Source organism: Aeromonas sp. 601039 (assembly GCF_049174415.1).
Taxonomy (GTDB): domain Bacteria; phylum Pseudomonadota; class Gammaproteobacteria; order Enterobacterales; family Aeromonadaceae; genus Aeromonas; species Aeromonas veronii_A.
This window is the reverse complement of sequence record NZ_JAAKTL010000023.1, coordinates 20622-43639: the sequence shown is the minus strand read 5'-3', so window position 1 is coordinate 43639 and position 23018 is coordinate 20622. Positions and strand designations below refer to the sequence as shown.

Annotated in this window: 20 protein-coding genes; 9 read left to right on the top strand and 11 right to left on the bottom strand. The window is 59.1% G+C overall.

Features of this window, described 5'->3' with window-relative positions:
- Positions 1–105: 105 nt before the first annotated feature.
- The 5 genes from rho to G5195_RS16745 all read left to right on the top strand — a co-directional run bounded on the left by rho (position 106) and on the right by G5195_RS16745 (position 6052).
- Positions 106–1371 (top strand): transcription termination factor Rho, encoded by a 1266-nt coding sequence (gene rho / locus G5195_RS16765; protein ID WP_005339417.1) that lies wholly within the window; start codon positions 106–108, stop codon positions 1369–1371.
- A gap of 108 nt (positions 1372–1479) precedes the next feature.
- Positions 1480–2472: a hypothetical protein gene (locus G5195_RS16760; protein WP_421223281.1), complete on the top strand. Its 993-nt coding sequence runs from the start codon at positions 1480–1482 to the stop codon at positions 2470–2472.
- A gap of 33 nt (positions 2473–2505) precedes the next feature.
- Positions 2506–3975, top strand: a complete 1470-nt coding sequence (ubiD, locus tag G5195_RS16755; protein WP_204382394.1) for a 4-hydroxy-3-polyprenylbenzoate decarboxylase — start codon at positions 2506–2508, stop codon at positions 3973–3975.
- 146 nt (positions 3976–4121) lie between these two features.
- Positions 4122–4820, top strand: a complete 699-nt coding sequence (fre, locus tag G5195_RS16750) for an NAD(P)H-flavin reductase (RefSeq protein ID WP_362772136.1) — start codon at positions 4122–4124, stop codon at positions 4818–4820.
- A gap of 218 nt (positions 4821–5038) precedes the next feature.
- Positions 5039–6052: a sensor domain-containing diguanylate cyclase gene (locus G5195_RS16745; protein WP_227341660.1), complete on the top strand. Its 1014-nt coding sequence runs from the start codon at positions 5039–5041 to the stop codon at positions 6050–6052.
- 54 nt (positions 6053–6106) lie between these two features.
- On the opposite strand, the gene ubiK is transcribed toward G5195_RS16745, so the two are convergent.
- A complete protein-coding gene (gene ubiK / locus G5195_RS16740) occupies positions 6107–6364 on the bottom strand; it encodes a ubiquinone biosynthesis accessory factor UbiK (protein ID WP_005339429.1) in 258 nt (85 codons plus the stop codon).
- 300 nt (positions 6365–6664) lie between these two features.
- Between ubiK and G5195_RS16735 the strand changes: the two genes are divergently transcribed.
- The gene (locus G5195_RS16735) at positions 6665–9103 is read left to right on the top strand and encodes a VolA/Pla-1 family phospholipase (protein WP_421236325.1); all 2439 of its coding nucleotides are present in this window, start codon (positions 6665–6667) and stop codon (positions 9101–9103) included.
- Positions 9104–9169: 66 nt separating this feature from the next.
- Here the strand turns inward: G5195_RS16735 and glpG are convergent, their stop codons facing one another.
- The 7 genes from glpG to G5195_RS16700 all read right to left on the bottom strand — a co-directional run bounded on the left by glpG (position 9170) and on the right by G5195_RS16700 (position 15310).
- Positions 9170–10003, bottom strand: a complete 834-nt coding sequence (glpG, locus tag G5195_RS16730; protein ID WP_421213372.1) for a rhomboid family intramembrane serine protease GlpG — start codon at positions 10001–10003, stop codon at positions 9170–9172.
- Complete coding sequence (gene glpE, locus G5195_RS16725; RefSeq protein ID WP_005342431.1) at positions 10000–10323, bottom strand: thiosulfate sulfurtransferase GlpE; 324 nt, start codon at positions 10321–10323, stop codon at positions 10000–10002. The genes glpG and glpE overlap by 4 nt, the downstream gene beginning before the upstream one ends.
- Before the next feature lie 122 nt (positions 10324–10445).
- Positions 10446–11147: an ABC transporter ATP-binding protein gene (locus G5195_RS16720; protein ID WP_005342433.1), complete on the bottom strand. Its 702-nt coding sequence runs from the start codon at positions 11145–11147 to the stop codon at positions 10446–10448.
- Positions 11148–11157: 10 nt separating this feature from the next.
- Complete coding sequence (gene livG / locus G5195_RS16715) at positions 11158–11931, bottom strand: high-affinity branched-chain amino acid ABC transporter ATP-binding protein LivG (protein ID WP_005339435.1); 774 nt, start codon at positions 11929–11931, stop codon at positions 11158–11160.
- Entirely contained in the window at positions 11928–13196 is a 1269-nt protein-coding gene (locus G5195_RS16710; RefSeq protein WP_216979827.1) for a high-affinity branched-chain amino acid ABC transporter permease LivM, read from the bottom strand. Before G5195_RS16710 ends, livG begins: the two co-directional genes overlap by 4 nt.
- A complete protein-coding gene (gene livH / locus G5195_RS16705) occupies positions 13196–14122 on the bottom strand; it encodes a high-affinity branched-chain amino acid ABC transporter permease LivH (RefSeq protein ID WP_005339439.1) in 927 nt (308 codons plus the stop codon). The genes G5195_RS16710 and livH overlap by 1 nt, the downstream gene beginning before the upstream one ends.
- Before the next feature lie 66 nt (positions 14123–14188).
- Positions 14189–15310 carry a branched-chain amino acid ABC transporter substrate-binding protein gene (locus tag G5195_RS16700; protein WP_005342436.1) on the bottom strand — a complete coding sequence of 374 codons (1122 nt, stop codon included), beginning with the start codon at positions 15308–15310 and terminating at the stop codon, positions 14189–14191.
- A gap of 434 nt (positions 15311–15744) precedes the next feature.
- Here G5195_RS16700 and G5195_RS16695 point away from each other — a divergent pair, with 434 nt between their 5' ends.
- Positions 15745–16749: a substrate-binding domain-containing protein gene (locus G5195_RS16695; protein ID WP_005355925.1), complete on the top strand. Its 1005-nt coding sequence runs from the start codon at positions 15745–15747 to the stop codon at positions 16747–16749.
- A gap of 64 nt (positions 16750–16813) precedes the next feature.
- On the opposite strand, the gene G5195_RS16690 is transcribed toward G5195_RS16695, so the two are convergent.
- Complete coding sequence (locus tag G5195_RS16690) at positions 16814–18139, bottom strand: 6-phospho-alpha-glucosidase (protein ID WP_206692012.1); 1326 nt, start codon at positions 18137–18139, stop codon at positions 16814–16816.
- On the bottom strand, positions 18136–19725 hold the full coding sequence (locus tag G5195_RS16685) for an alpha-glucoside-specific PTS transporter subunit IIBC (RefSeq protein WP_421213397.1): 1590 nt from the start codon (positions 19723–19725) through the stop codon (positions 18136–18138). The genes G5195_RS16690 and G5195_RS16685 overlap by 4 nt, the downstream gene beginning before the upstream one ends.
- Positions 19726–20007: 282 nt before the next feature.
- Here G5195_RS16685 and G5195_RS16680 point away from each other — a divergent pair, with 282 nt between their 5' ends.
- Together G5195_RS16680 and G5195_RS16675 are read left to right on the top strand one after the other, a co-directional pair.
- Positions 20008–20715 (top strand): GntR family transcriptional regulator, encoded by a 708-nt coding sequence (locus tag G5195_RS16680; protein WP_421236324.1) that lies wholly within the window; start codon positions 20008–20010, stop codon positions 20713–20715.
- Positions 20716–20870: 155 nt separating this feature from the next.
- Entirely contained in the window at positions 20871–22088 is a 1218-nt protein-coding gene (locus G5195_RS16675; protein ID WP_421236323.1) for a 4Fe-4S binding protein, read from the top strand.
- 118 nt (positions 22089–22206) lie between these two features.
- Here the strand turns inward: G5195_RS16675 and G5195_RS16670 are convergent, their stop codons facing one another.
- Positions 22207–22971, bottom strand: a complete 765-nt coding sequence (locus tag G5195_RS16670; protein ID WP_421223290.1) for an EAL domain-containing protein — start codon at positions 22969–22971, stop codon at positions 22207–22209.
- Between the last annotated feature and the right edge of the window lie 47 nt (positions 22972–23018).

Below are 23018 nucleotides of genomic sequence, written 5' to 3'. Positions count from 1 at the left end.
TTTGCCTGACTCTTTGCTAACCACAGCCTGGCAATCAAATCCGATCAGCATCAATCCAGCAGACTGTCTCCTCATTTCAATCCTTGCTTACAGACTTTCACCACTATGAATCTGACTGAATTAAAGAACACTCCTGTGTCCGAGCTGGTCAAGCTTGGCGAATCCATGGGGTTGGAAAATCTGGCTCGGGCGCACAAGAAAGATATTATTTTTGCAATCCTCAAGGCGCACGCCAAGGGTGGCGAGGATATCTTTGGCGACGGTGTGCTGGAAATCCTGACCGATGGTTTCGGCTTCCTGCGCAGTGCAGACGGCTCCTATCTGGCAGGCCCTGACGATATCTACGTCTCCCCGAGCCAGATCCGCCGCTTCAACCTGCGTACCGGCGATACCATCTCCGGCAAGATCCGGCCACCGAAAGAGGGCGAACGCTACTTCGCACTGCTCAAGGTCAACGAGGTCAACTACGACCGCCCGGAAAACTCCCGCAACAAGATCCTGTTTGAAAACCTTACCCCTCTGCATGCCAACGAACGTCTGCGTATGGAACGGGGTAACGGCTCTACCGAAGATATCACCGCCCGTGTACTGGACCTGGCTTCCCCCATCGGTAAAGGCCAGCGTGGCCTGATCGTGGCGCCGCCCAAGGCCGGTAAGACCATGCTGCTGCAGAACATCGCCCAGAGCATCGCCTACAACCACCCGGACTGTGAACTGATCGTTCTGCTGATCGACGAGCGTCCGGAAGAAGTGACCGAGATGCAGCGCATGGTGAAGGGTGAAGTGATCGCTTCCACCTTCGACGAGCCTGCTTCCCGTCACGTTCAGGTTGCCGAGATGGTGATCGAGAAGGCCAAGCGTCTGGTCGAGCACAAGAAAGACGTGGTGATCCTGCTGGACTCCATCACCCGTCTGGCTCGCGCCTACAACACCGTTATCCCGTCATCCGGCAAGGTACTGACCGGTGGTGTGGACGCCAACGCCCTGCACCGTCCCAAGCGCTTCTTCGGCGCCGCGCGTAATGTTGAAGAGGGCGGCAGCCTGACCATCATCGCCACCGCGCTGATCGATACCGGCTCCAAGATGGACGAGGTTATCTACGAAGAGTTCAAGGGTACCGGCAACATGGAACTGCACCTCTCGCGCAAGATTGCCGAGAAACGTGTCTATCCGGCCATTGACATCACCCGCTCAGGTACTCGTAAAGAAGAGCTGCTCACCTCAGGTGACGAGCTGCAGAAGATGTGGATCCTGCGCAAGATTGTCCACCCGATGGGCGAGATCGACGGTATCGAGTTCCTCATCGACAAGCTGGCGATGACCAAGACCAACGACGAGTTCTTCGACGCCATGCGGCGCCAGCAGAAGTAAGTCCGGTCAGAAAATGACGAAACCGCGGCCCTGGTCGCGGTTTTTGTTTATCTGTTTTCCGGTCGCCCTAGTAGTATGAGATCCCGATGTCACATGGATGGAGACGTCATGAAGCCTGTTTTCTGGTTATTGCTGGGGTTGCTGAGTGCAATGCCAGCCTGCGTGCAGAGTGCTCCGGTCGCGGTGACAGCCGAGACGTTGCAGACTCACCAACGCTATCTGGCGGGCCGTCTGCAGGAGGGGCAATTTGCAGCCATCGACTCTCTGCTGGCGACCCTGAGCCGCGAGCGGCGGGAGTTCCTGCTGTTGCAGCTGCTGCGGGATATTCCGGTTATCGCTCCTGCGTCCCCCGCGTTGCAACGCTGGGTCGAGGCACAGGCCGACAAGGCTCCCGAGTGGCTGCTGGAGCAGCAGGTAGACGGTTTTCTGGTGCAGCAACCTGTCTACGATTTTGCCGCGCAGGCCCGTCAGTTGCTGGGCGAGTGGCAACTGCAATCACTGGTGCAGCGCTATCGGCAGCAGCTTGCCCAGGGCAACTTCCAGCTAAAGTCCATCTACTACAGCAGTAACCCCGATATTGCCATGCAGCAGCAAGCTCTGTTGCTGGCCCTCGACGCCTTGCCGCAATCGATCTGGATGCGGGAGGCGCAAGCGCTGGCCAGCCGGAATATCTATCTGCCCGACAATCAGCTGTTGCTCCATCTGCTGCTGCGCACAGGTGAACCGGCGCTCTATGGCATGTTGTGGCGGCGGCCGGCAGATCAGGATGCGCTGCGCGCACTCTCCACCATCAACCGCTTCCATCATGGCAATACGGCCAGCTCCCTGCTGATTGCCGCCAGCGGCAATCCCGGTTTGAGAGAGCCGGCCCTGCGCCAGCTGAGCGCCCTCTCTCCTTTGCCGCCACAAGCCCAGAAATACCTGCTGGCCGAGCTCTCCAACCGCCAATACGGGGCGCTGGTGGCCGGTCTGTTGATGGAGGTGGATGAACCCCAGTTGCTCTCCGGCCTTGCCAGACGCCTCGGCCAGCGTGATCTCCCCCCCGCAGCACCGAGTCTGCTGCCTGATTCGGGTACACCCGATGGGCAGCCAGGGTTATAATGCGTGACCTCCTGAACCCGGTTGGGAACTTGCATGAAATACAAGGATTTGCGTGATTTCATCGCGCAGCTTGAACAAAACGGACAACTCAAGCGCATCACCCGCGAGATAGATCCCTATCTGGAGATGACCGAGATCAGCGATCGCACCCTGCGTGCGGGTGGCCCGGCTCTGCTGTTCGAAAATCCCAAAGGCTACACCATGCCGGTGCTGACCAATTTGTTCGGCACCCCGGATCGGGTTGCCATGGGCATGGGGCAGCCCGATGTGGGCGCCCTGCGTCAGGTCGGGGTCTGGCTCTCCTATCTCAAGGAGCCCGAGCCGCCCAAGGGATTCAAGGAGCTGATGGAGAAGCTGCCGATCTTCAAGCAGGTGCTCAACATGCCGACCAAGCGCCTCTCTTCCGCCCCCTGCCAGCAGGTGGTGCAGGAGGGAGATGCGGTCGATCTCGACCAGATCCCGATCCAGCACTGCTGGCCCGGCGATGTGGCGCCGCTGGTCACCTGGGGCCTCACCATCACCCGCGGCCCCTACAAGAAGCGGCAGAACCTCGGCATCTATCGCCAGCAGAAGATCGCCAAGAACAAGCTGATCATGCGCTGGCTGGATCATCGTGGCGGTGCCATCGATTTTCGCGAGTGGCAGGAGGCCCATCCCGGTGAGCGATTCCCGGTGGTGGTGGCACTCGGTGCCGATCCGGCGACCATCCTCGGCGCGGTGACGCCGGTGCCGGATACTCTCTCCGAATATGCCTTTGCCGGTCTGCTGCGCGGCAGCCGTACCGAAGTGATCAAGGCCATCAGCTGCGATTTGGAGGTGCCCGCCAGCGCCGAGATCGTGCTGGAAGGCTATCTGGAGCCGGGTGAGATGGCGCCGGAAGGCCCTTATGGCGACCACACCGGCTACTACAACGAGGTGGACGAGTTCCCGGTCTTCACCATCACCCACATCACCAAGCGGCGCGATGCCATCTATCACAGCACCTACACCGGCCGTCCGCCCGATGAACCGGCGGTACTGGGTCTGGCGCTGAACGAGGTATTCGTGCCGCTGCTGCAGAAGCAGTTCCCCGAGATTGTGGACTTCTATCTGCCGCCGGAGGGGTGCTCCTACCGGATGGCGGTGGTGACCATCAAGAAGCGTTACCCGGGCCACGCCAAGAGGGTGATGCTGGGAGTCTGGTCATTCCTGCGCCAGTTCATGTACACCAAGTTCGTGGTGGTGTGTGACGATGACGTCAACGCTCGCGACTGGAAGGATGTGATCTGGGCCATCACCACCCGGATGGACCCGGCACGGGACACTACCTTGATCGAGCACACCCCGATCGACTATCTGGACTTCGCCTCGCCGGTCTCCGGCCTCGGCTCCAAGATGGGGCTGGATGCCACCAACAAGTGGCCGGGCGAGACCAATCGGGAGTGGGGTCAGCCCATAGTTCAGGATGAGGCGGTGAAGCAGAAGGTTGATGCCATCTGGGATGAGCTCAATATCCTCGTATGAGGCAAACATGACAGCTTTGCTGCAAAAAGTGATGCGATCCGCACTGATTTGAGTATTCTCGACTGACGGGGCCAGGGCTGCTGGTCGTCACTCCATAGTGAAACAATGAGCGAAGCGGGCCGAGCGAGCCCGCCACAAGGACAAGAATGCAACGTATCAAATGCCGCGTAGAGGAACTGCGCGAATATGTCGACACCATCTGGCATGTGGCCCTGACGCCGCAGCAAGCGATCAGCTTCAAGCCGGGCCAGTATCTGCTGGTGGTGATGAGCGATTCGGACAAGCGCCCCTTCTCCATCGCCAACTCACCGACCCGCCCGGGCGTGCTGGAGCTGCAAATTGGTGCCACTCCCGAAAACGCCTACGCCGGTCAGGTGCTGGCCCGCATGCGCGAGCAGGGGGAGATCGAGGTTGAATTGCCGGCTGGCAAGGCGTTCCTGCGCGATGAATCCCCTCGCCCACTAATCCTGATGGCGGGCGGCACCGGCTTCTCTTACGCCCGCTCCATTCTGGAGTACCTGATCGACACGGGCAGCAAGCGCCCGGTGTTCTTCTACTGGGGGGTGCGTCAGGCTCACTGGCTCTATGAGCTGGAGCAGATGCAGCAGTGGGAGCGTGACTACGCGCCGCTGACCTTTATCCCGGTGGTGCAGGAGCCTGAGGCTGACTGGATCGGCAAGAGCGGGCTGGTACACAAGGCGATCATGGATGACTTCGTCAGCCTCCACGACTACGACATCTATGTCGCCGGCCGTTTCGAGATGGCGGGTGCCGCGCGTGAGGAGTTCAAGATCCTTGGCGCCGAGCCGGAGCGCATCTTTGGTGATGCCTACGAATTTATCTGACGGGATTCCCGCTTGGATGACGCAGCCCCCGGTTTTGCCGGGGGCTTTTGTTTTTGTGGCTGCCGCAGTACCTGATCGTACCGAATGGTTGGATTATCGCGGCGTTATCCCATTATTTTTCAATATATTGGCTATGAATGGCTACTAATCTGGCTTGGCTGGTGGCATCTTTGTTTGGATTGACAAGAGTATCCATAGAGCAAGCACAAGGAGGCGCAGTGTTAAGCAAAGAGGCAAGGGGGCAACCCGGGTATGATCGGGAGGCACCCTGCGCGACTGAGCTGGCCGCCATGCCGGAACCCTCCTCCGGTGGTGATGCGTTTGCCCGTTTGCAGGCAGAGATCGCCGCTTTGCAGCATGAAAACGGCCTGTTGCAGGAGAAGCTCAATGCCGCCCTCGATGGCACCGGCATCTGTCTCTGGCAGGGCACCATTCCCACCGGCGAACTGCGGGTCTTCAATCTGCAGAACTTTCAGGCTGGCGATATGGCCCCTCATTTCGATCAGTGGAGCGCCAAGCTCCATCCCGACGATCGCGCCCATGCCATGGGCAGCTACTTTGCCCACCTTGAGAGGAAAACGCCCTTCTACGAAGCTGAATACCGCACCATCAGCCCGGCCGGGGAGATCACCTGGCTGTGGGATCGTGGTCGCGTAGTGGAGTGGGATGATGAGGGCAGGCCATTGCGGATCATGGGCTCCCATATCGATATCACCCAGCGCAAGGCTTATGAGCAGCGGCTGGCAGAGCGTGCCAACTGCGATGCGCTCACCGGCCTGCTCAACCGGCAGGGATTTGGCAAGGCGTTCGCTCTACAGCCGCCACAAGGGACGGGGGCACTGCTCTTTATCGATCTGGATGACTTCAAGGGGATCAATGACCAGTTGGGCCACGCTTGTGGTGATCAGGTACTGCAGCAGATGGCGGAGTGGTTGCGTCTCATTATGCCGGGCTCTGCCCTGTGCGGCCGTTACGGCGGTGACGAGTTTGTGGTTTATCTGCATCGTGATGTATCAAACCATGCTCTGGCTCATCTGGCCGATGCCCTGATCTGCCGGATGCATGGTTACGTGCCCAAACCCGGTTGCCCGCAGCGGGTGGGGCTGAGTATCGGCATCGCCCTGTGGGAGGAGCAACCATTGAGCTTCCGACAGGCATTGGAGGTGGCCGACCGGGCCATGTACGAGGCCAAGGCGCGCGGCAAGCGGGCCTGGTATCTGCTTCAGGTGTGATGCTTTTTACAGGTTCAATACAAAGCAAAAACCCCAGCTGAGCTGGGGTTTTCGTTATTCGCCTTTGGCGCCGAGCTGCTGCTCGAGCTGAGCCAGCTTGCTTTCGAGGGCGGCCAGTTTTTCCCGGGTACGCAGCAGCACCTTGGTCTGCACGTCGAACTCTTCACGGCTGACCAGATCCAGCTTGCCCAGCTGCGCTTGCAGTACCTGACGCATCTTCTTCTCGGCCTCTTCACCCATGCTGCGAATGCCGGGTGGCAGGGAGTTGTGCACCTGCTTGGCGATCTCTTCCAGTTTCTTCGGGTCGATCATGATGTCCTCCTTAAGCGTTGGCGGACATTCTACCGACAATTCCCTCACTTTGCCGAGATCGCGGCGGCTTTTTAGTCGTGATGGTGCCCGCTGGCTGGTCGGGTCTGGTTAATCACTCACTGTTGTTACCCTTGCGCCCCTTTGTTGACGTAAAACCTTGATTCTCTCCACAAACCTGAGCAGAAGATGACCAACATGAGTCTCGTTGGTTGTTGGTTTTATGTTAACGTCTTGCAGTCGCGGTCGTGATGGCCTCGTTGGCTGGTGATGGATAACAACCCTATAAAAAGAGAATAAAAAATGAAGAAGAAGCTAATTTATGCAGCTGTTGTCAGCGCTCTGCTGAGCGGATGTGGTGGAGATGACAACAAGGGAGATACTACCAGCTCCCTGGACTATGCCCTGAGTGGAGCCAATGGACTTCGCCCGAGCGTGCTGGCCCCACGTGCCAGCGACGGTACCCTGAAGTTTTCGACAGAAACTGCTGATCTGTCGAACCCGGTATCTGCCCTCTCCACCCTGGATGGCTGGTCAACCACCCAACCCGTCCAGCTGGTACCGGCGACCGTGACCGGGGTATCTGTGCCGGCACCGGCGGCCAGCGAGTATGCTTCTGCCGTTGCGCCCCTCTACCTGCTCGAGCTCACGCTGGATCCGGTCACTCTGCAACCCAACGGAGTCAAGGGCGGCAAGCCATTGGTTTATGGGGCCGACTTTGTGGTCACTGGCGGGGACGGCAAGCTTAATCTGGTTCCGCTCAAGCCGCTTAATCCCTCTTCCTACTACATGATCGTGGCGACCGACGCCCTCAAGGACAGCCGTGGTGTGCCACTCAAGGCCGGTGGTGATTACAGCAACTTCAAATCGACGGCTGGTGCAACCGTGCAGGAGCAGACCATCAGCAGCCTGATTGCGCTGCAGGAAGGGCTGTTCAAGGCAGCTACCGGGATCACCAGCGATCGGGTGATCTTCTCCGACTGGTTTGCCACCCAGTCCGGTGCCGATGTGCTGCTGGCAGTGAAGGGCGCTGCGGCCACCGTGTTGCAGAGCCCGACCCTGGATGCTGCATCGCTGTGGAAGCAGGACGCCAAAGGCAACACCAGTCTGCCGGGAACATATACGATTGATGCGCTCAATGGCGGGGTGCCCTTCCTGACACAGCTGGCGAACGAGCCATTCTTGCCTCAAGATGATCGGGATGCGATTGCTGCAGCTGTGGCTGCTAATGCCACATTGAACGGCGTCGCGGCGGCGACCAAGGTGTATACCGGTACCGTCAAGCTCCCTTATTTCCTCTCTACTCCAGCGATAGCCGGTTCCTGGGACAAGGCCAAGACCCAATCCTGGCACGGCGCCATTCCCAGCCTCTATGCCATCGCCAACGCGCTGAAAGCGGGTGATAGCGAGGTGATCGGTGGGCTGGTAGGCGCCGGAGTGAATCCGGAGCTGCTGGGTGAGCTGATTGCCGATCCGAGCCGTCAGGCCGATCTGCTGAGGGAGGCGAGCAAGCTGATCGGGGTGACTCTCACCTCAGGTGGCAAGCCGCTGGATGCCGAGCGCAATATTGGCCGTTTCAACCCGCTGCCGACCCTGACCGAAGTACAATCTGTACCGCTGCGGATCTTTGCCCCCACCACTGACCTCAGCACTGTCACTGATGTGATCATCTATCAGCACGGGGTTACCTCCATCAAGGAGAACGCCTATGCGCTGGCGCTGAGCCAGATAGGTGCCGGGTTAGACCCCTCAGTGAACAAGGTGGTTGCTGTCGTGGTGATCGATCACCCGCTGCACGGCGAGCGTGGCTATGCCCTGAGCGGCAGCATGGATACTGTCACCACCTCCGAGAATCCGACTCCCTACCTGAATCTGGGTTATCTGACGGTGGCGCGGGATAACCTGAAGCAGAGCGTGGCCGATCTGCTGGGTCTGCGCCTGGCTGTCGGTCTGGCTAATGCCAAGGGGCTGGGCGGTCAGTTGGGCGGTGCCGGTCTGAAAGTTCACTTCCTTGGGCACTCGCTCGGCGCCATTACCGGGGCCAATCTGCTGGCGGTGGCCAACCAGAAAATGGGTAACGCCGCTGATAGCATGTTCGAGTTTTCAACCGGTGGTCTGTCGATGCCGGGTGGCGGCATCGCCCCGTTGCTGCTCAACTCGCCGAGCTTCGGGCCGACCATCAAGATGAGCGTGCTTACCTCGGGCAGTCCCGAGTTGAAGGCCGGGTTTGAGGCTTATGCTCCCGGTTGCCAGACGGCGGTGCCGACCTGTTTCGTGAACGAGTTCCTGCCCAGTCTGGATGCGGCTACTCAGGCGGGGGCTGCGAGCACCTTGCAGAGCTATACCTTTGCCGCCCAGTCAGTGCTGGACTCTGCCGACCCGATCAATCTGGGCAGTGGCGTCGCCAAGAGCTTCCCGCTATTCGCCACCGAAATTGTTGGTGATGGTGCGCTCAGCTTGCCGGATCAGGTGATCCCCAACAGCATTGCCTCTGCGCCGCTGGGTGGTACCGAGCCGCTGTTCCGGGTGATGGGATTAAAACCGTTGACCGATAGTTACCTTGGCCCCGTCCATCATGCTGCGCGCTTCCTGAAAGGGGGCCATAGCTCGCTGCTGGCCCCTGATGCGAACTTCGATCAGGTTGGTGCGGTCACTTCAGAGATCCAGACCCAGTTTGCCAGCTTCTTTATGAGTGGCGGTGCGGCGGTCAAGGTAACCGATGACACCCTGATCAAGCAGTAACTGCCTATCGCGTAAAAAAACGCCGCCCTTCGGGGCGGCGTTCTCGTTTCTGCAACTGCTGAAAAATCAGGTCGGCTGGTGGTTGCGATCCAGCCAGCCTTGCAGCAGGCCGACCAGCAGACCGGTCAGGTGGGCGATGTTGGCGGTGCTGGTGCCGAGCATGTCGAAGAAGCCGAGCACCATCCAGAACAGCATAAAGCCCATCAGCGCCGGTGGCAGTGTGAGGCCGCAGGCCGGTTGCAGCTTGCTGCGCAGCCAGCAGTAGCCGAGCAGGGCATAGACCACGCCGGAGAGGCCGCCAAACAGCGGGCCGCTGGCAAAGAACTCGGCGATATTGGGCAGGGCAGCGCCCACCAGCAGCAGGATCAGCAGCTTGCCGCTGCCGAGGCGCTGCTCGATCTGGCCCCCCAGATACCACCACCAGAGCAAGTTGAACACCAGATGGAGCACCGAGAAGTGGATCAGAGCGGGGGTGAAATAGCGCCACGCCTGCCAGTCGGTGAACTGGGCCAGCGTCGGGTGGAATGCCAGTTCATCGTAGATGGGCAGGCCGATGGCCTCGATCCCGTAGATGGCGAGACAGGCGATGATCACCACCAGCGTCAGCGGCCCTGCCTGATGGAGGAAGTCGGTGATGGGATCCGTCATCCCCTTGCTGTAGTCGATGCGGGCATCGGCGCGGCCGGATTGCCAGGAGGCCTCCATGTAGCGCGGGTGGGCCGGCTCGGCCAGAAAGCGCTTCACCTCCAGCTGGGCCTGAGCAAGGCGCTGCTCGTCCGCCAACCAGATGGTGACCCCCAGCTCGGACTGGGTCAGCTCGCAGGAGATGCCCAGGGTCGCCAGATAGTCCACCAGCGCCTGCGCCATGCGGGCGTTGTCGAGCACCAGCAGCTGGATCATGCCTCGCCTGCCTCGATGGGAAACTCCCGGCGCCACGCCTCGAAGCCGCCATCCAGACTGTAGACCTCGTCATAACCCTGTTGCAGCAGGTATTGGGCCGCCCCCTGACTGCTGTTGCCGTGATAGCACATCACGATGACCGGGGTATCGAAATCCACTTCGTTCATAAAGCGCACCAGGGTGCCGTTGGTGAGGTGGAAAGCGCCGACCGCGTGGGCCGCTTCAAAGGATTGTGGGTCGCGAATATCCACCAGACGGGCTTCACCCGCGCTCAGTTTCTGGTAGGCATCATGGGCATTGATATGGGCAAACTGGTCCATCGGGATGTCCTGCGAATAGGTTGATTACGGGCCAGTGTACCGCAAGCTTGGGCGCAAACTAACCCCACAAAAGATAAGGGAGCCAGCGGCTCCCTTGTTGATATGGCATGCGGGTGAGTGGGTTAACCGCCCAGATAAGCCTGCCGTACCGCCGGGTTGGCGAGCAGGGCGGCCCCTGTGTCTTGCAGCACCACGTGGCCGTTCTCCAGCACATAGCCGCGGTCGGCCAGCTTGAGCGCCTGGTTGGCGTTCTGTTCCACCAGAAAGATGGTCATCCCCTTCTGGCGCAACTGCTCTATGGTGTCAAAGATCTGCTGAATGACGATGGGGGCCAGCCCCAGCGAGGGTTCATCCAGCAGCAGCAGGCGCGGTTTGCTCATCAGGGCGCGGCCGATGGCCAGCATCTGCTGCTCGCCGCCGGACATGGTGCCCGCCCGTTGTTGCAAGCGTTCGTGCAGGCGCGGGAACAGGGTGAACACCTGATCCAGCAGGCCATGCTGCTCTGCCTTGTCGACGAAGAAGGCGCCCATCAGCAGGTTCTCCTCCACCGTCAGGCGGGCGAAGATGCGGCGTCCCTCCGGCACTACGGCGATATCTTTGCGCATGATGCGGGCGGTGGTGAGGGAGCTGATCTGTTCCCCCTCAAACCAGATGGAGCCGCTGCTGGGCTTGGGTTCGCCGCAGAGGGTCATCAGCAGGGTGGTCTTGCCTGCGCCGTTGGCGCCGATCAGGGTGACGATTTCACCCTCTTTCACCTCGACGCTGACATCGTGCAGTGCCTGAATTTTGCCGTAGTGGGTCGATACGTTGCGAAGTTCTAACATCTTTTTGTCCTTACGACTCGCCCAGATAGGCCTTGATCACTGCCGGGTTGTTGCGGATCTCATCCGGCTTGCCGTGGGCCAGCGGGGTGCCCTGGCTGACCACGAAGATGCGGTTGGAGATGCCCATTACCAGCTTCATATCGTGTTCGATCAGCAGTACCGAGACCCCGAATTCGTCCCGCAGGCTCATGATCAGCTCGTCCAGTTCGTCGGTCTCCTTCGGGTTGAGACCGGCGGCCGGTTCATCCAGCATCAGCAGCTCGGGACGAGTCGCCATGCAGCGGGCGATCTCGAGGCGGCGCTGCTGACCGTAGGCCAGGTTGCCGGCGGCGCGGTTGGCGAGATCCTTGAGCCCCACTTTATCCAGCCAGAAGGCGGCCCGCTCCAGCCCCTCCTGCTCGGCACGGCGGAAGGCCGGGGTCTTGAACAGGCCGGCGATAAAGCTGGTGTTGAGGTGCTGGTGCTGGGCAACAAGCAGGTTCTCCACCGCTGTCATCTCCTTGAACAGCCGCACATGCTGGAAGGTACGCACAATCCCCTTGCGGGCAATGAGGTGGCCGGGCAGCCCCTGGATCTCCTCACCCTTGTAGCGGATGGTGCCGCCGCTCGGGCAGTAGAAACCGGTCAGGCAGTTGAAGATGGTGGTCTTGCCCGCACCGTTGGGGCCGATGATGGAGATCACCTCGCCCTTGTCGATATCCAGCTTGACCCCGTTGACGGCCAGCAGGCCACCGAAGCGCATCGACAAATCAGAGACTTCCATTAACTTCTGATGAGTACTCATTTCTTCAACTCCAGATGAGGACGGGTCATCGGCAGCAATCCTTGTGGCCGCCAGATCATCATGAACACCATCAAGAGGCCGAACATCAGCATGCGGTACTCGTTGAATTCGCGGGCCAGCTCCGGCAGCACCGTCATCACGATGGCTGCCAGCACCACCCCGATCTGCGAGCCCATGCCGCCCAGCACCACAATCGCCAGCACAATGGCCGATTCGATAAAGACGAAGGATTCCGGGCTGATAAAGCCCTGCCGCGAGGCAAAGAAGCTGCCGGCAAAGCCCGCGAAGGTGGCGCCTATGGTGAAGGCGGTCAGCTTGATGATGGTGGGGTTGAGCCCCAGCGATTTGCAGGCGATCTCATCTTCCCGCAGCGCTTCCCAGGCGCGGCCAAGGGGCATGCGCAGCAGGCGGTTGATGACGAACAGGGTCACCACCACCAGCACCAGCGCCATCAGGTAGAGGAAGATCACCTTGTGGTTGGCGTTGTAGGTAATGCCGAAGAAGTTGTGGAAGGTATCAAAGCCCCCATCCTTGACGGTGCGGTTGAATTCCAGCCCCCCCAGCGTTGGCTTGGGGATGCCGGAGATCCCGTTCGGACCGCCGGTCAGGGTGGTCATGTTGTTGAGCAGGATGCGGATGATCTCGCCAAAACCCAGAGTGACGATGGCCAGATAGTCCCCCCGCAGCCGCAGCACCGGGAAGCCGAGCAGGAAGCCGAAGGTGGCGGCCATCAGCCCGGCGATGGGCAGGCACTCCCAGAAGCTCAGTCCGAAGTAGGTGTTGAGCAGGGCATAGCTGTAGGCACCGACCGCGTAGAAGCCGACATAGCCGAGATCGAGCAGACCGGCGAGGCCGACCACCACGTTCAGCCCCAGCCCCAGCATGATGTAAATCAGGGTGAGGGTGGCGAGATCGATGGCGCCACGAGAGGCCATAAAGGGCCAGCTCACCGCGAACAGCAGCACCAGCACTGCGGTGAGGTTATAGAGCTTGGGCGCCTCTTCCGGGCTCGGCAGCACCAGCTTGGTGAAGCCGACCGAGAAGCCGCTGATGGAGGCCTGAAACAGCTTGGCAATCTGGCCGCGCAGCATCTGGAACCAGAAAACAATGGTGGCGCCCCCCAGCAGCCAGGCCAGCGACACATCGAGGCGGCTCACCACCTGCAGGCTGGCGCCATCGGTCTCCAGCTTGAAGCCGAGCAGCCAGAAGGAGAGCACCAGCAGCACCAGGCTGGCGATACAGGCGTGGATAAATTGATGTTTCATCACACTTTCTCCACTTCCGGGCGACCCAGGATGCCGGTCGGCATAAAGAGCAGCACAAAAATGAGCAAGGCGAACGCCATCACATCCTTGTACTCGGTGCTGAGATAACCGGCGGTGAGCGCTTCAACCACGCCGAGCAGCAGGCCGCCCAGTACGGCGCCCGGAATGCTGCCGATACCGCCCAGTACGGCAGCAGTGAAGGCCTTCAGACCGGCCATAAAGCCGAGGTAGGGGTTGATGACGCCGTAATACATGCCGAGCAGCACCCCCGCCACGGCGGCCAGTGCAGCTCCCAGCACGAAGGTGATGGAGATGACCACGTGGGTGTCGATGCCCAGCAGGTTGGCCATCTTGATATCTTCCGAGCAGGCGCGGCAGGCGCGGCCCATGCGGGAGCGGCCGATGAACTGGGTCAGCGCCAGCATGGTGATGAAAGTCACCACGAAGATGATCAGTTGCATATAGGAGAGGCTGGCCTGAAAACCATCCTCACCCCCTAGGGTCCAGCCACCGGAGATCAGGCTGGGCATGGCGATATCCCGCGAGCCCTGTGCCATCCGCATCATGTTCTGCAAGAAGATCGACATACCGATGGCGGAGATAAGGGGGATCAGCCGGTTGCCACCGCGCAGTGGCCGGTAGGCGACCCGCTCGATGCTCCAGCCATAGGTGCCGGTGATGATGATACTGACCAGGAAGGCGCCCCCCAGCAGTAGAAAGGTGCTGTCGATGCCCATCATCATGAGCCCCGCCATCACCATAAAAGCGACATAGGAGCCGATCATGTAAACCTCGCCGTGGGCGAAGTTGATCATGCCGATGATGCCATAGACCATGGTGTAGCCAATGGCGATCAACGCATAGGTGCTGCCTATGGTTAATCCGTTCAGCAGTTGCTGAACGAGATAAAGGAGGTGTTCGGACATACTGCGTTCCCTGTACTTGCCCGCAAAGAGAGGAGGGGGTGAGCGTACTCACCCCCGATCGGCAGATTATTTGACTTGGCTGGAAGTACCGTCAGCGTGCCACTGGAACACACCGAATTCGAAGCCTTTCAGGTCACCGTTAGGTGCCCAGGTCAGGGGGCCCATCACGGTATCGATCGGTGCGGCCTTGATGGCGGCGGCAACAGCGGCCGGGTCATCTTCACCCGCCTTGGCGATACCGGCAGCCAGGCTCTGCACCGCGGCATAGGTGGTCCAGACGAACGGGCCGGAGGAGTCCTGACCCTTGGCCTTGAACGCCGCCACCAGCGGGGCGTTGGCAGGCACCAGATCGTATTTGTTCGGCAGGGTCACCAGCAGGCCTTCGGAAGCCGGGCCGCCGATGGCGGAGATATCCTTGTTACCGACCCCTTCCGGGCCCATGAACTTGGCTTTCAGCCCCTTCTCGCCAGCCTGACGCAGGATCAGGCCCAGCTCAGGGTGATAGCCGCCGTAGTAGACGAAATCGACGTTCTCTTTCTGCAGCTTGGCGATCAGGGCGGAGAAGTCCTTGTCACCGGCGGTGATCCCTTCATAGGCCACCACCTTCACGCCAGCCTTGTCCAGTGCTGCTTTGACGCTGGAGGCGATCCCTTCACCGTACTGCTTCTTGTCGTGGATAACGGCGACGCGCTGGGGTTTGACCTGCTCGATGATGTACTTGGCGGCAGTCGGGCCCTGATCGCTATCCAGACCTATGGTGCGCAGAGTCAGCTGGTAACCGCGCTCGGTTATCTTGGGGTTGGTGGAGGCGGGGGTGACCATCAGGATCCCCTCGTCTTCATAGATGTCGGAGGCGGGCAGGGTATTGTCGGAGCAGAGGTGGCCGACCACGAACTTGACGCCATCATTCACCACCTTGTTGGCAATGGCTACCGCCTGCTTGGGATCACAGGCATCGTCATAGATGACGGCTTCGATCTGCTTGCCATTGATACCGCCAGCCTTGTTGATTTGCTCGACCGCCATCTTGCCGCCGGTGAACTGCATGTCCCCGTACTGGGCAACCGGGCCGGTGAGTGGGCCTGCGATACCTATCTTGATGGTGTCTGCCGCGTGTGCGATGGAGATCGATCCAAACAGAGCCAAAGAAACCGCTGCGCTTACTGTAATTTTGCTCAACTTATGCATTGATTCGTCCCTTAATCAGTGGATTGTTTCATTTACGAGTGCCATTCCGGATCGACATCCCGTGCATCCGGCTATAGGTATGGTTCTATCATTCCTCACGGGGCAATAACAAGCTGTTAAAGATACTAACCAGAGGGGGTTGGGTGGGCTTATTTTGAAATAAATGACCTGTTATTTGTGTTTAATTGGAATTTAGTATCGATTCTTCGCCTTAACATCTTGGTAACCAGAGGTGATTATGATGAAGCACAGAGGATTAGTCTGGTGATATTTTACTCTGATGGTGCTCCCATTTTGACCATTAATCGTTTGCGCAAACAGAAATGAGCGCCTAAATTAGCCGGCATTGACAATTCCGTGGCAGAGCCCGTTAAAACCAAGCCTTTATTCGGGAAATCTGCTAATGTTCCGCCTTTGACAGTCAGGAGACAGAGATGGCCACTATCAAGGATGTCGCCTCGCGCGCAGGCGTATCCATCTCCACCGTCTCACATGTGCTCAACCACACTCGGCGGGTCAGCGAAGACGCGACCCAGAAAGTGATTGAGGCGGTGGCAGAACTCAACTACGCGCCCAACTCGGTAGCGCGCAGTCTTAAGATAAATTCGACCAAGACCATTGGCATGCTGGTGACCACCAGCGTAAACCCCTTCTTCGCGGAAGTGGTGCAAGGGGTTGAAGCGTACTGCTTCGAACAGGGCTACAGCCTGATCCTCTGCAACACCGAAAACCAGCCGCCTCGCCAACAGCATTACCTGAGAATGCTGATGGAAAAACGGGTGGATGGTCTGCTGGTATTGGGGACCGATATCGACACTCCGTTGCGCGACATGCTGCGCATCCACAAGAACGTGCCGCAGGTGGTACTGGATTGGGGGACGGAGTGCGATTTCGCCAACGTCATCAACGACAACGCCCGCATCGGCGCCCGCATGGCCGTACGCCATCTGCTGGAGCTGGGGCACCGCGACATCGTCTGCATCACTGGCCAGCTCTCCAAGCCGACCACCCAGCAGCGGCTGGACGGGGTACGTGATGCGCTGGGCGAGCACGGTCTGACCCTCAAAGATGAACAGGTCTTTGAAGGGGATTACGAGAGCCAGAGCGGCTTCGATGCCATGCAGCGCATCCTGGCCCTGCAGCCTCGCCCGACCGCGGTCTTTGCCTTCGACGATCCCATGGCGATCGGCGCGATTTGCGCAGCCTGGGAAGCCGGAGTCAAGGTGCCGGACGATATCTCCATCATCGGTTACGACGATGTGGAGATGGCGCGCTTCTCCAGCCCGCCGCTGACCACCATCCGTCACCCGAAGGCCGAACTGGGCCAGCTGGCGGTGAAGCATCTGGTCAGCCGGATCCGCAACAAGGAGCTGGAAGTGGAGTCGATGACGGTACAGCCCGAGCTGATTGTCCGTCGCTCGGTCAAACCGCTGCGTTAATCCGCACCCGTTGCCAACACGAAAAACCCCCTCTGTCACGAGGGGGTTTTTGTTTATGGGCGGTTTATTTCAGTTCCGGCCAGTAGGCTTTGTTGGCCTCTATCAAGTCATCGAGAATGGACTTGGCCACCGATGCACTGGGCACTGTCTTGGATAGGGTGATCGCTTGCCACAGCTTCTGGTAAGAGTGCTCGACCCAGGCTTCGACCACCAGTTTCTCGACCGCGACCTGCTGGCCCATCATGCCCTGCTGGAACAGCGGGATGCTGCCCACCTGCAACGGCTCTGGCCCGCTACTGCCGACCAGGCAGGGGATCTCGACCATGGCTTCCGGGTCAAAGTTGGGGATGGCGCCGCGATTGGGAACGATCAGCAGCATCCGCTCCTGGGTATTGAAGGCGATGGCGGTTGCCAGGTCAACGATATAGGAGGCGTGCTCATCGATCTCCAGCTCGCCCGCTGCTGAATTACCTGCCTTGACGATGTCGGTACAGGCGGTGAAGACCTGCTTCTCGCGGTGCTCCATCACCTCGTTGGCGCGTGTGTGTTCCGGGTTGGAGTGGGCCACCACATAGTCCGGGTAGAGGTAGTACTTCAGATAGGTGTTGGGCAGGGTATCCGGGTCGAGCGCCCATACATCCTTTGCCTTGGCGAAGGTATCGTTCCAGCTTGCTTCGGCATGGCTGGCGCTATTGGGCACATAGCCGTGGCGGGCGACGTGCTCCTTGATCTTCGGCATCAGGTCGTTGCCTTCCAGATCCTCGATGCGGGTCCACCAGCCAAAGTGGTTAAGGCCGTAGTAGCGTACCCGCATCTCTTTGCGGGATTTGAGACCGGCAATCTGGGCCATGCGCCCCTCGATCCCGATCGGCATGTCGCAGATGTTGAGAATTTTGGCGTTGGGACGCAGGCGACGGGTCGCTTCGGCGACGATGGCGGCCGGGTTGGAGTAGTTGAGCATCCAGGCATTGGGTGAGTACTGCTCCATATAGTCGACCAGCTCCAGCACCCCGCCGATGGAGCGCATGCCGTAGGCGATACCGCCCGGGCCGCAGGTCTCCTGACCGACCACCCCATGACGCAGCGGGATCTTCTCGTCCAGCTCGCGCATCGGATATTTGCCAACCCGGATATGGGCCATGACGAAATCTACATCGCTAAACGCTGCTTTGGGGTCGGTGCCATAGCTGAAGGCGATCTCGGGAGCCTTCTCTTTCAGCAAGATTTTGCAGGCTTCGGCAATGATCTCCTGACGGGCACCATCGTTGTCGTAGAATTTGATCTCCTTGAGCGGGAAGCGATGCTGATTTTCCAGCAACATCAGAACGATACCTGGAGTAAAAGTGCTACCACCACCGGCAATGACTACAGAGAATTTTTTCATGATCATGACTCCATTACTAAAGACGATTGTTGATGACTGTTGTTCATAATCGATTCCATATTTTCACGTACCTGAGGTACATGCAGACCGATAATTACCTGGATACTATCGCCATGGCGGACGACACCATGGGCCCCTAATTTAATAAACTCCTCATCTGCAGCGGCTAGCTTGCTGTTAACCAGAGATATTCTTAAGCGGGTGGCACAATTATTCAGACTGCGTATATTTTTGACTCCACCAAGCGCTTCGATAATTTGTGTTGCACTATCACTGCCCCGCTGGTTTTTGGCTGCCTGATAATCTGACTTGGAATAAAGCTTTATTTCACTGTCTTCCCGGCCCGGTGTTTTAAGATTGAGTCTGATAATCAGCGCGCGGAATATCAGGAACCAGATGCCGGTAAAGACCAACCCGATAGCGATCTGGGTGAACATCATTCCCGCATGGTTGTGGAACATGGGTATCCAGTTTTGCGGCAGGAACTGGTCGAGCAGACCTCCACCCATGTTGCCGACCACACCAAACAGGTACATCACAGTCGACATGGTGGCTGCCAGCAGGGCGTGGATGGCAAACAGCAGCGGCGAGATGAAGAGGAAGGTGAACTCCAGCGGCTCGGTGATACCGACAAGAATGGCGGTCAGGGTGGCCGGGATCAGCAGGCCTGCCACCTGGGCCTTGTTCTCTTTGGCTGCCGTGGCATAGATGGCCAGAGCAATCCCCATGGCACCGAAAATCTTCGAGTTGCCGTGCAGGGCGAAGCCACCCTGAGGGAACTGTTCAATCAGCGGGCGAGTACTCTGGCTGAACTCCAGCATGTGCTGCGCCCAGTAGAGCTGAATGCCTCCCTCTACTGCCGCTGGGCCGAAGATGAAGGGGCCGTAGATAAAGTGATGCAGGCCGGTCGGGATCAAAATCCGCTCTAGGAAGGTGTATACCCATACCCCGACCGGACCCGAGATCAGCATGAAATTCTGCAGGGAGGCGATGCCCATCTGTACTTTTGGCCAGCCAAGCAGGGTCAGCCAGGCGCAGGGGATCATCACGAAGAAGGCGACAATGGTGACAAAGGAGCTGCCCTGAAAGATGCCGAGAAAGACCGGCAGTTGGCGATCAAACAGGCGGTTGTGCAGTGCCGTCACGATGCCGGAGATGACGATGGCCCCTATGATGCTGGTATCCAGGGTCTTGATCCCCGCGACCATGGCGAGGCCACTTTCACCCCCTACATCCTGACTGAAGTCGACCCCGAAATAACTGCCCCAGGTCATGCCCATGGCGTTGATAAAATAGTTCCAGGTCATGAAACTGACCAATACAGCCAGACAGGCTCTGGCTTGTGCCTTATTTGCCAGACCGATTGGCAGGCCAATCGCAAATATTAGCGGCATATTTCTGAATACTGTCCAGCCACCCTCTTCAATAATATGGATGATCTGAAAAAATAATCCTTGTGGGTTTGCCAGTGATTCACCGACAAACATCGGGTTTTTCAGCATAATTGCAATGCCTACTACCATACCTGCAAAAGGAAAAAGCAGTACAGGAGTGAACATTGCTCCGCCAAAACGTTGAATTTGACTGAGCATATATTGTCCCTTGGTTGAAATAGCTAATCGAATCCTTGCCGGTGTTGCCAGATGCAAATTAGCAACGATAAAAAGAGACCTCATGAAATATCTTGGAATAATGTGATCTGACGCATGCAGTTATTTAGACAAAAATGTCTAACTTTTGCGATATTGTTGTACCTCTTGGTTTTGTGATGTTCTTGCAGCTTTAGTTTAAATTTAAGTTATTGTTTTTATGCAATTTATCCACTTACTTAAGAATAAGATGGTTGGCGTTGTGACCACAGGAGATGTCTAGCAGTGATCTATAAATCGGTGGCTGACCGACTCAGGATCAGGGTAAACGGTGCCGAGTGCCGGGTGGGAGATGTGTTGCCGGGCGAAAAAGCGCTGGCAGAACAGTATGGCGTCTCCCGCATGACCATTCGCAGAGCGGTAGATATGTTGATCGAGTGGGGATTGGTCGAGCGGCGCCACGGCAGCGGCACCTATGTGACAAAAAAGGATGTCCAGCATGAGACCAAAGGTCTGAGCGGGTTTACCGAACTGATGCGCGAGCAGGGGCGCACATTGACCAGCCAGGTACTGGAGTTTCGTACCATGCCCGCGCCACCGGCCATCGCCAGTCAGCTGAGGGTTAAGGTGAATGAACCCGTCTATTACTCAAGCCGGATCCGCTCGGTGGATGGTCGGGCACTGCTGCTGGAAGAGAGCTATATGCCGGTCAGACTGTTTCGCAATCTGTCGGTAGCCCATCTGGAAGGGTCCAAATTCGACTACATCGAACGGGAGTGCGGCATCGCGATTGCGGGCAACTATGAGTGCTTCAGTGCCGTGCTGGCGGATCGGGTTACTGCCGAGCAGCTCCATATCGAGCAGGGAGCCCCTATCCTGCGGCTCACCTCACTCTCATACAGCGAGAGCGGAGAGTTCCTCAACTACTCCATCATGTTCCGTAATGCCAACGACTATCACGTTGACTACCACCTCCACCGTGCCCGCAGCTAGTTCCTGGCTGGTGAGGCGGCGTGTCGTTGAAGAGGGGAGAGCCTGCGAGGGAGGCATTGGCCATAACTCCTCCCTCGGCCCATGCAGATCAAAATAATCAACTCAAATGTTAGTTATCCTTGCTGCCGGATCCGGATGTAGGTAGTGGGGGATGCATGAGCGTGATTGAAGCGATAACCATGGTGGCCGGTATGGTTTATCTGGTGCGGTTGGCGTGGCAGGTGCGCACCGGCTGGCCGGGGCGTCTTGCGCTCGGCCTGCTGGGGCTGGTCTGGTTGCTGGTGGCGGACAGTCTGCTCTGGCTCGCACTGGGGACGGTCACCGCCGTGCTTGCCCTCCGGCATCAGAGGCGGCCGCTGCCCGCCCTGGAAGCGCTCGACAGCCAGTGGCTGCGGGCGCGCACTCGCCATCTGCTGCTGCTCTGCTGGGGGCTGGTCACAGTGCAATACAGCCTGCATATCTGGCAGTTGGGACAGGGGATGAGCCCCTGGCTGGTGCGCCCGGACGTGGTGGATGCCTTCCTGCCCATCGCCGGTGGCCTCGGGCTGCGGGCCTGGTTCGCGCAGGGGCTGGTGGATCCCCACCATCCGGCGGCCACCGTCACCGTACTGGTGCTCTCCCTGTCGGCCCTGCTGCTGGGGCGGGCGTTCTGTGCCTGGTTCTGTCCGCTCGGGCTGGTGGGGGAATGGCTACATGGCCTGCGCCACCGGTTGCTGCCGGGGGAGTGGAGCCCGCCGCGCTGGCTGGATCTTGCCCTGCGCACCCAGAAATTTCTGGTGCTCGGCTTTCTGCTCTTCATCATCCTGCTGGCGGTGCCGGCTGCTGCTCTGCCCGGCTACTTCACCAGCCCCTACCATCAGGCGGCGGATATGAAGATGGGAGCCTTCTTCTTCAACATGACCCTGATCTCGGGTCTGTGCCTCGGCTGGGTGTTGCTGCTTACCGCGACCTTTCGTCAGGGATTCTGCCGCTACCTCTGCCCTTATGGCGCCTGGCTCGCCCTACTGGGGCTACTGACGCCGCTGCGCATTCGCCGTGACCCGGCCCGCTGCCTGCGAAGCCAGGGTCATGACTGCGACAAGTGCAGCCGGGCCTGTCCATCGCGCATTGCGGTGCACCAGCTTATCGCGGTACGCAACCTGGAGTGCACCGGCTGCCTGAGCTGCGTGGCCGCCTGCCCCAAGCGGGCCGAGGCCCTGCACCTTGGCAGCAAGGTGAAGCGGCTTGCACCGAGCCGTTTGCTGGGGTTGCTCTGCCTGTTGCTGCTGGTGCTGCCGTTGCTTGCGTGTGGCCTGCTGGATATCTGGGCCAGCCAGACGCCGCTGGCGATACGGGCTCACCTGTTGCAACTGTTGCCACAGCTGACCCATTAACCGGGGAAGGTGACAGTGTGACCATGGTGCAAGATCACAGGGTACGCACACGGACACCCTCGGGTGTCCGTTTTCTTATTCAGGCGGGAGTGGGTTGAGGGGGCAAGGCCGATATGGCTTACCAGTTGGCGAAATCCACCTCGGGCAGGGTTTCAAAGCCGGGGCGGGCAAACAGATAGCCCTGCATCAGGCTGACGCCCATCTCCCGCAGACAGGCCATCTCTTCGCGGGTCTCGATCCCCTCCGCCAGCGGGGTGATCTTCAGCTCCGCAAACAGTGCCAGACAGTGGCGCACTATGGCTTGTCGGGTCGGGTCATGGTCAATGCCGCGCAGCAGGTGCATATCGAGTTTGACGATGTTGGGATGAAAATCGGCCAGCAGGTTGAGGCCCGAGTAACCGGCGCCAAAGTCATCGATCGCCGTTTTGAAGCCGAGCGCCTGATAGTGATCGACGATACTGCGGAGATGCTGGCTGTCCTGCACCTGCTCCACCTCGGTCAGCTCGAACATGATCTGCTCGATGGGAAAGAGATGCTCGCGGGCCGCCTGCAGGGTGGTGCGAATGCAGCGCTCCGGGCGATAGACCGCATTGGGCAGAAAGTTGATGCTCAGCATCCCCTTCATCCCGAGCCGTGCGGCCAGCGCGATGGCCTTGATCCGGCAAAGCTGATCGAAGCGGTAGCGGTTGTCGTCGTTGACCTGGGCAATCACGCTCTGCGCCGGTTCGTTGTGGATCCCCCGCACCAGCGCCTCATAACCGAAGACGGTGCGTTTGCGGCACTCGACGATGGGCTGAAAGGCCATGGTGAAGTCGAAGTCTAGATCCACCTGCTCCTGACACTGCTGGCAGATTGACGGGGCGGGGGCGGCAGGTATGTTCATGACGTTCCTCTGATTGGCCGTGGCGGCGCTGGGCACTGTCTCAAATG

Coding starts and splice junctions, on each gene's coding strand:
- rho (WP_005339417.1), top strand. CDS start 106: ATGAATCTGACTGAATTAAAGAACACTCCTGTGTCCGAGCTGGTCAAG.
- G5195_RS16760 (WP_421223281.1), top strand. CDS start 1,480: ATGAAGCCTGTTTTCTGGTTATTGCTGGGGTTGCTGAGTGCAATGCCA.
- ubiD (WP_204382394.1), top strand. CDS start 2,506: ATGAAATACAAGGATTTGCGTGATTTCATCGCGCAGCTTGAACAAAAC.
- fre (WP_362772136.1), top strand. CDS start 4,122: ATGCAACGTATCAAATGCCGCGTAGAGGAACTGCGCGAATATGTCGAC.
- ubiK (WP_005339429.1), bottom strand. CDS start 6,364: ATGATCGACCCGAAGAAACTGGAAGAGATCGCCAAGCAGGTGCACAAC.
- G5195_RS16735 (WP_421236325.1), top strand. CDS start 6,665: ATGAAGAAGAAGCTAATTTATGCAGCTGTTGTCAGCGCTCTGCTGAGC.
- glpG (WP_421213372.1), bottom strand. CDS start 10,003: ATGATCCAGCTGCTGGTGCTCGACAACGCCCGCATGGCGCAGGCGCTG.
- glpE (WP_005342431.1), bottom strand. CDS start 10,323: ATGGACCAGTTTGCCCATATCAATGCCCATGATGCCTACCAGAAACTG.
- G5195_RS16720 (WP_005342433.1), bottom strand. CDS start 11,147: ATGTTAGAACTTCGCAACGTATCGACCCACTACGGCAAAATTCAGGCA.
- livG (WP_005339435.1), bottom strand. CDS start 11,931: ATGAGTACTCATCAGAAGTTAATGGAAGTCTCTGATTTGTCGATGCGC.
- G5195_RS16710 (WP_216979827.1), bottom strand. CDS start 13,196: ATGAAACATCAATTTATCCACGCCTGTATCGCCAGCCTGGTGCTGCTG.
- livH (WP_005339439.1), bottom strand. CDS start 14,122: ATGTCCGAACACCTCCTTTATCTCGTTCAGCAACTGCTGAACGGATTA.
- G5195_RS16700 (WP_005342436.1), bottom strand. CDS start 15,310: ATGCATAAGTTGAGCAAAATTACAGTAAGCGCAGCGGTTTCTTTGGCT.
- G5195_RS16695 (WP_005355925.1), top strand. CDS start 15,745: ATGGCCACTATCAAGGATGTCGCCTCGCGCGCAGGCGTATCCATCTCC.
- G5195_RS16690 (WP_206692012.1), bottom strand. CDS start 18,139: ATGATCATGAAAAAATTCTCTGTAGTCATTGCCGGTGGTGGTAGCACT.
- G5195_RS16685 (WP_421213397.1), bottom strand. CDS start 19,725: ATGCTCAGTCAAATTCAACGTTTTGGCGGAGCAATGTTCACTCCTGTA.
- G5195_RS16675 (WP_421236323.1), top strand. CDS start 20,871: ATGAGCGTGATTGAAGCGATAACCATGGTGGCCGGTATGGTTTATCTG.
- G5195_RS16670 (WP_421223290.1), bottom strand. CDS start 22,971: ATGAACATACCTGCCGCCCCCGCCCCGTCAATCTGCCAGCAGTGTCAG.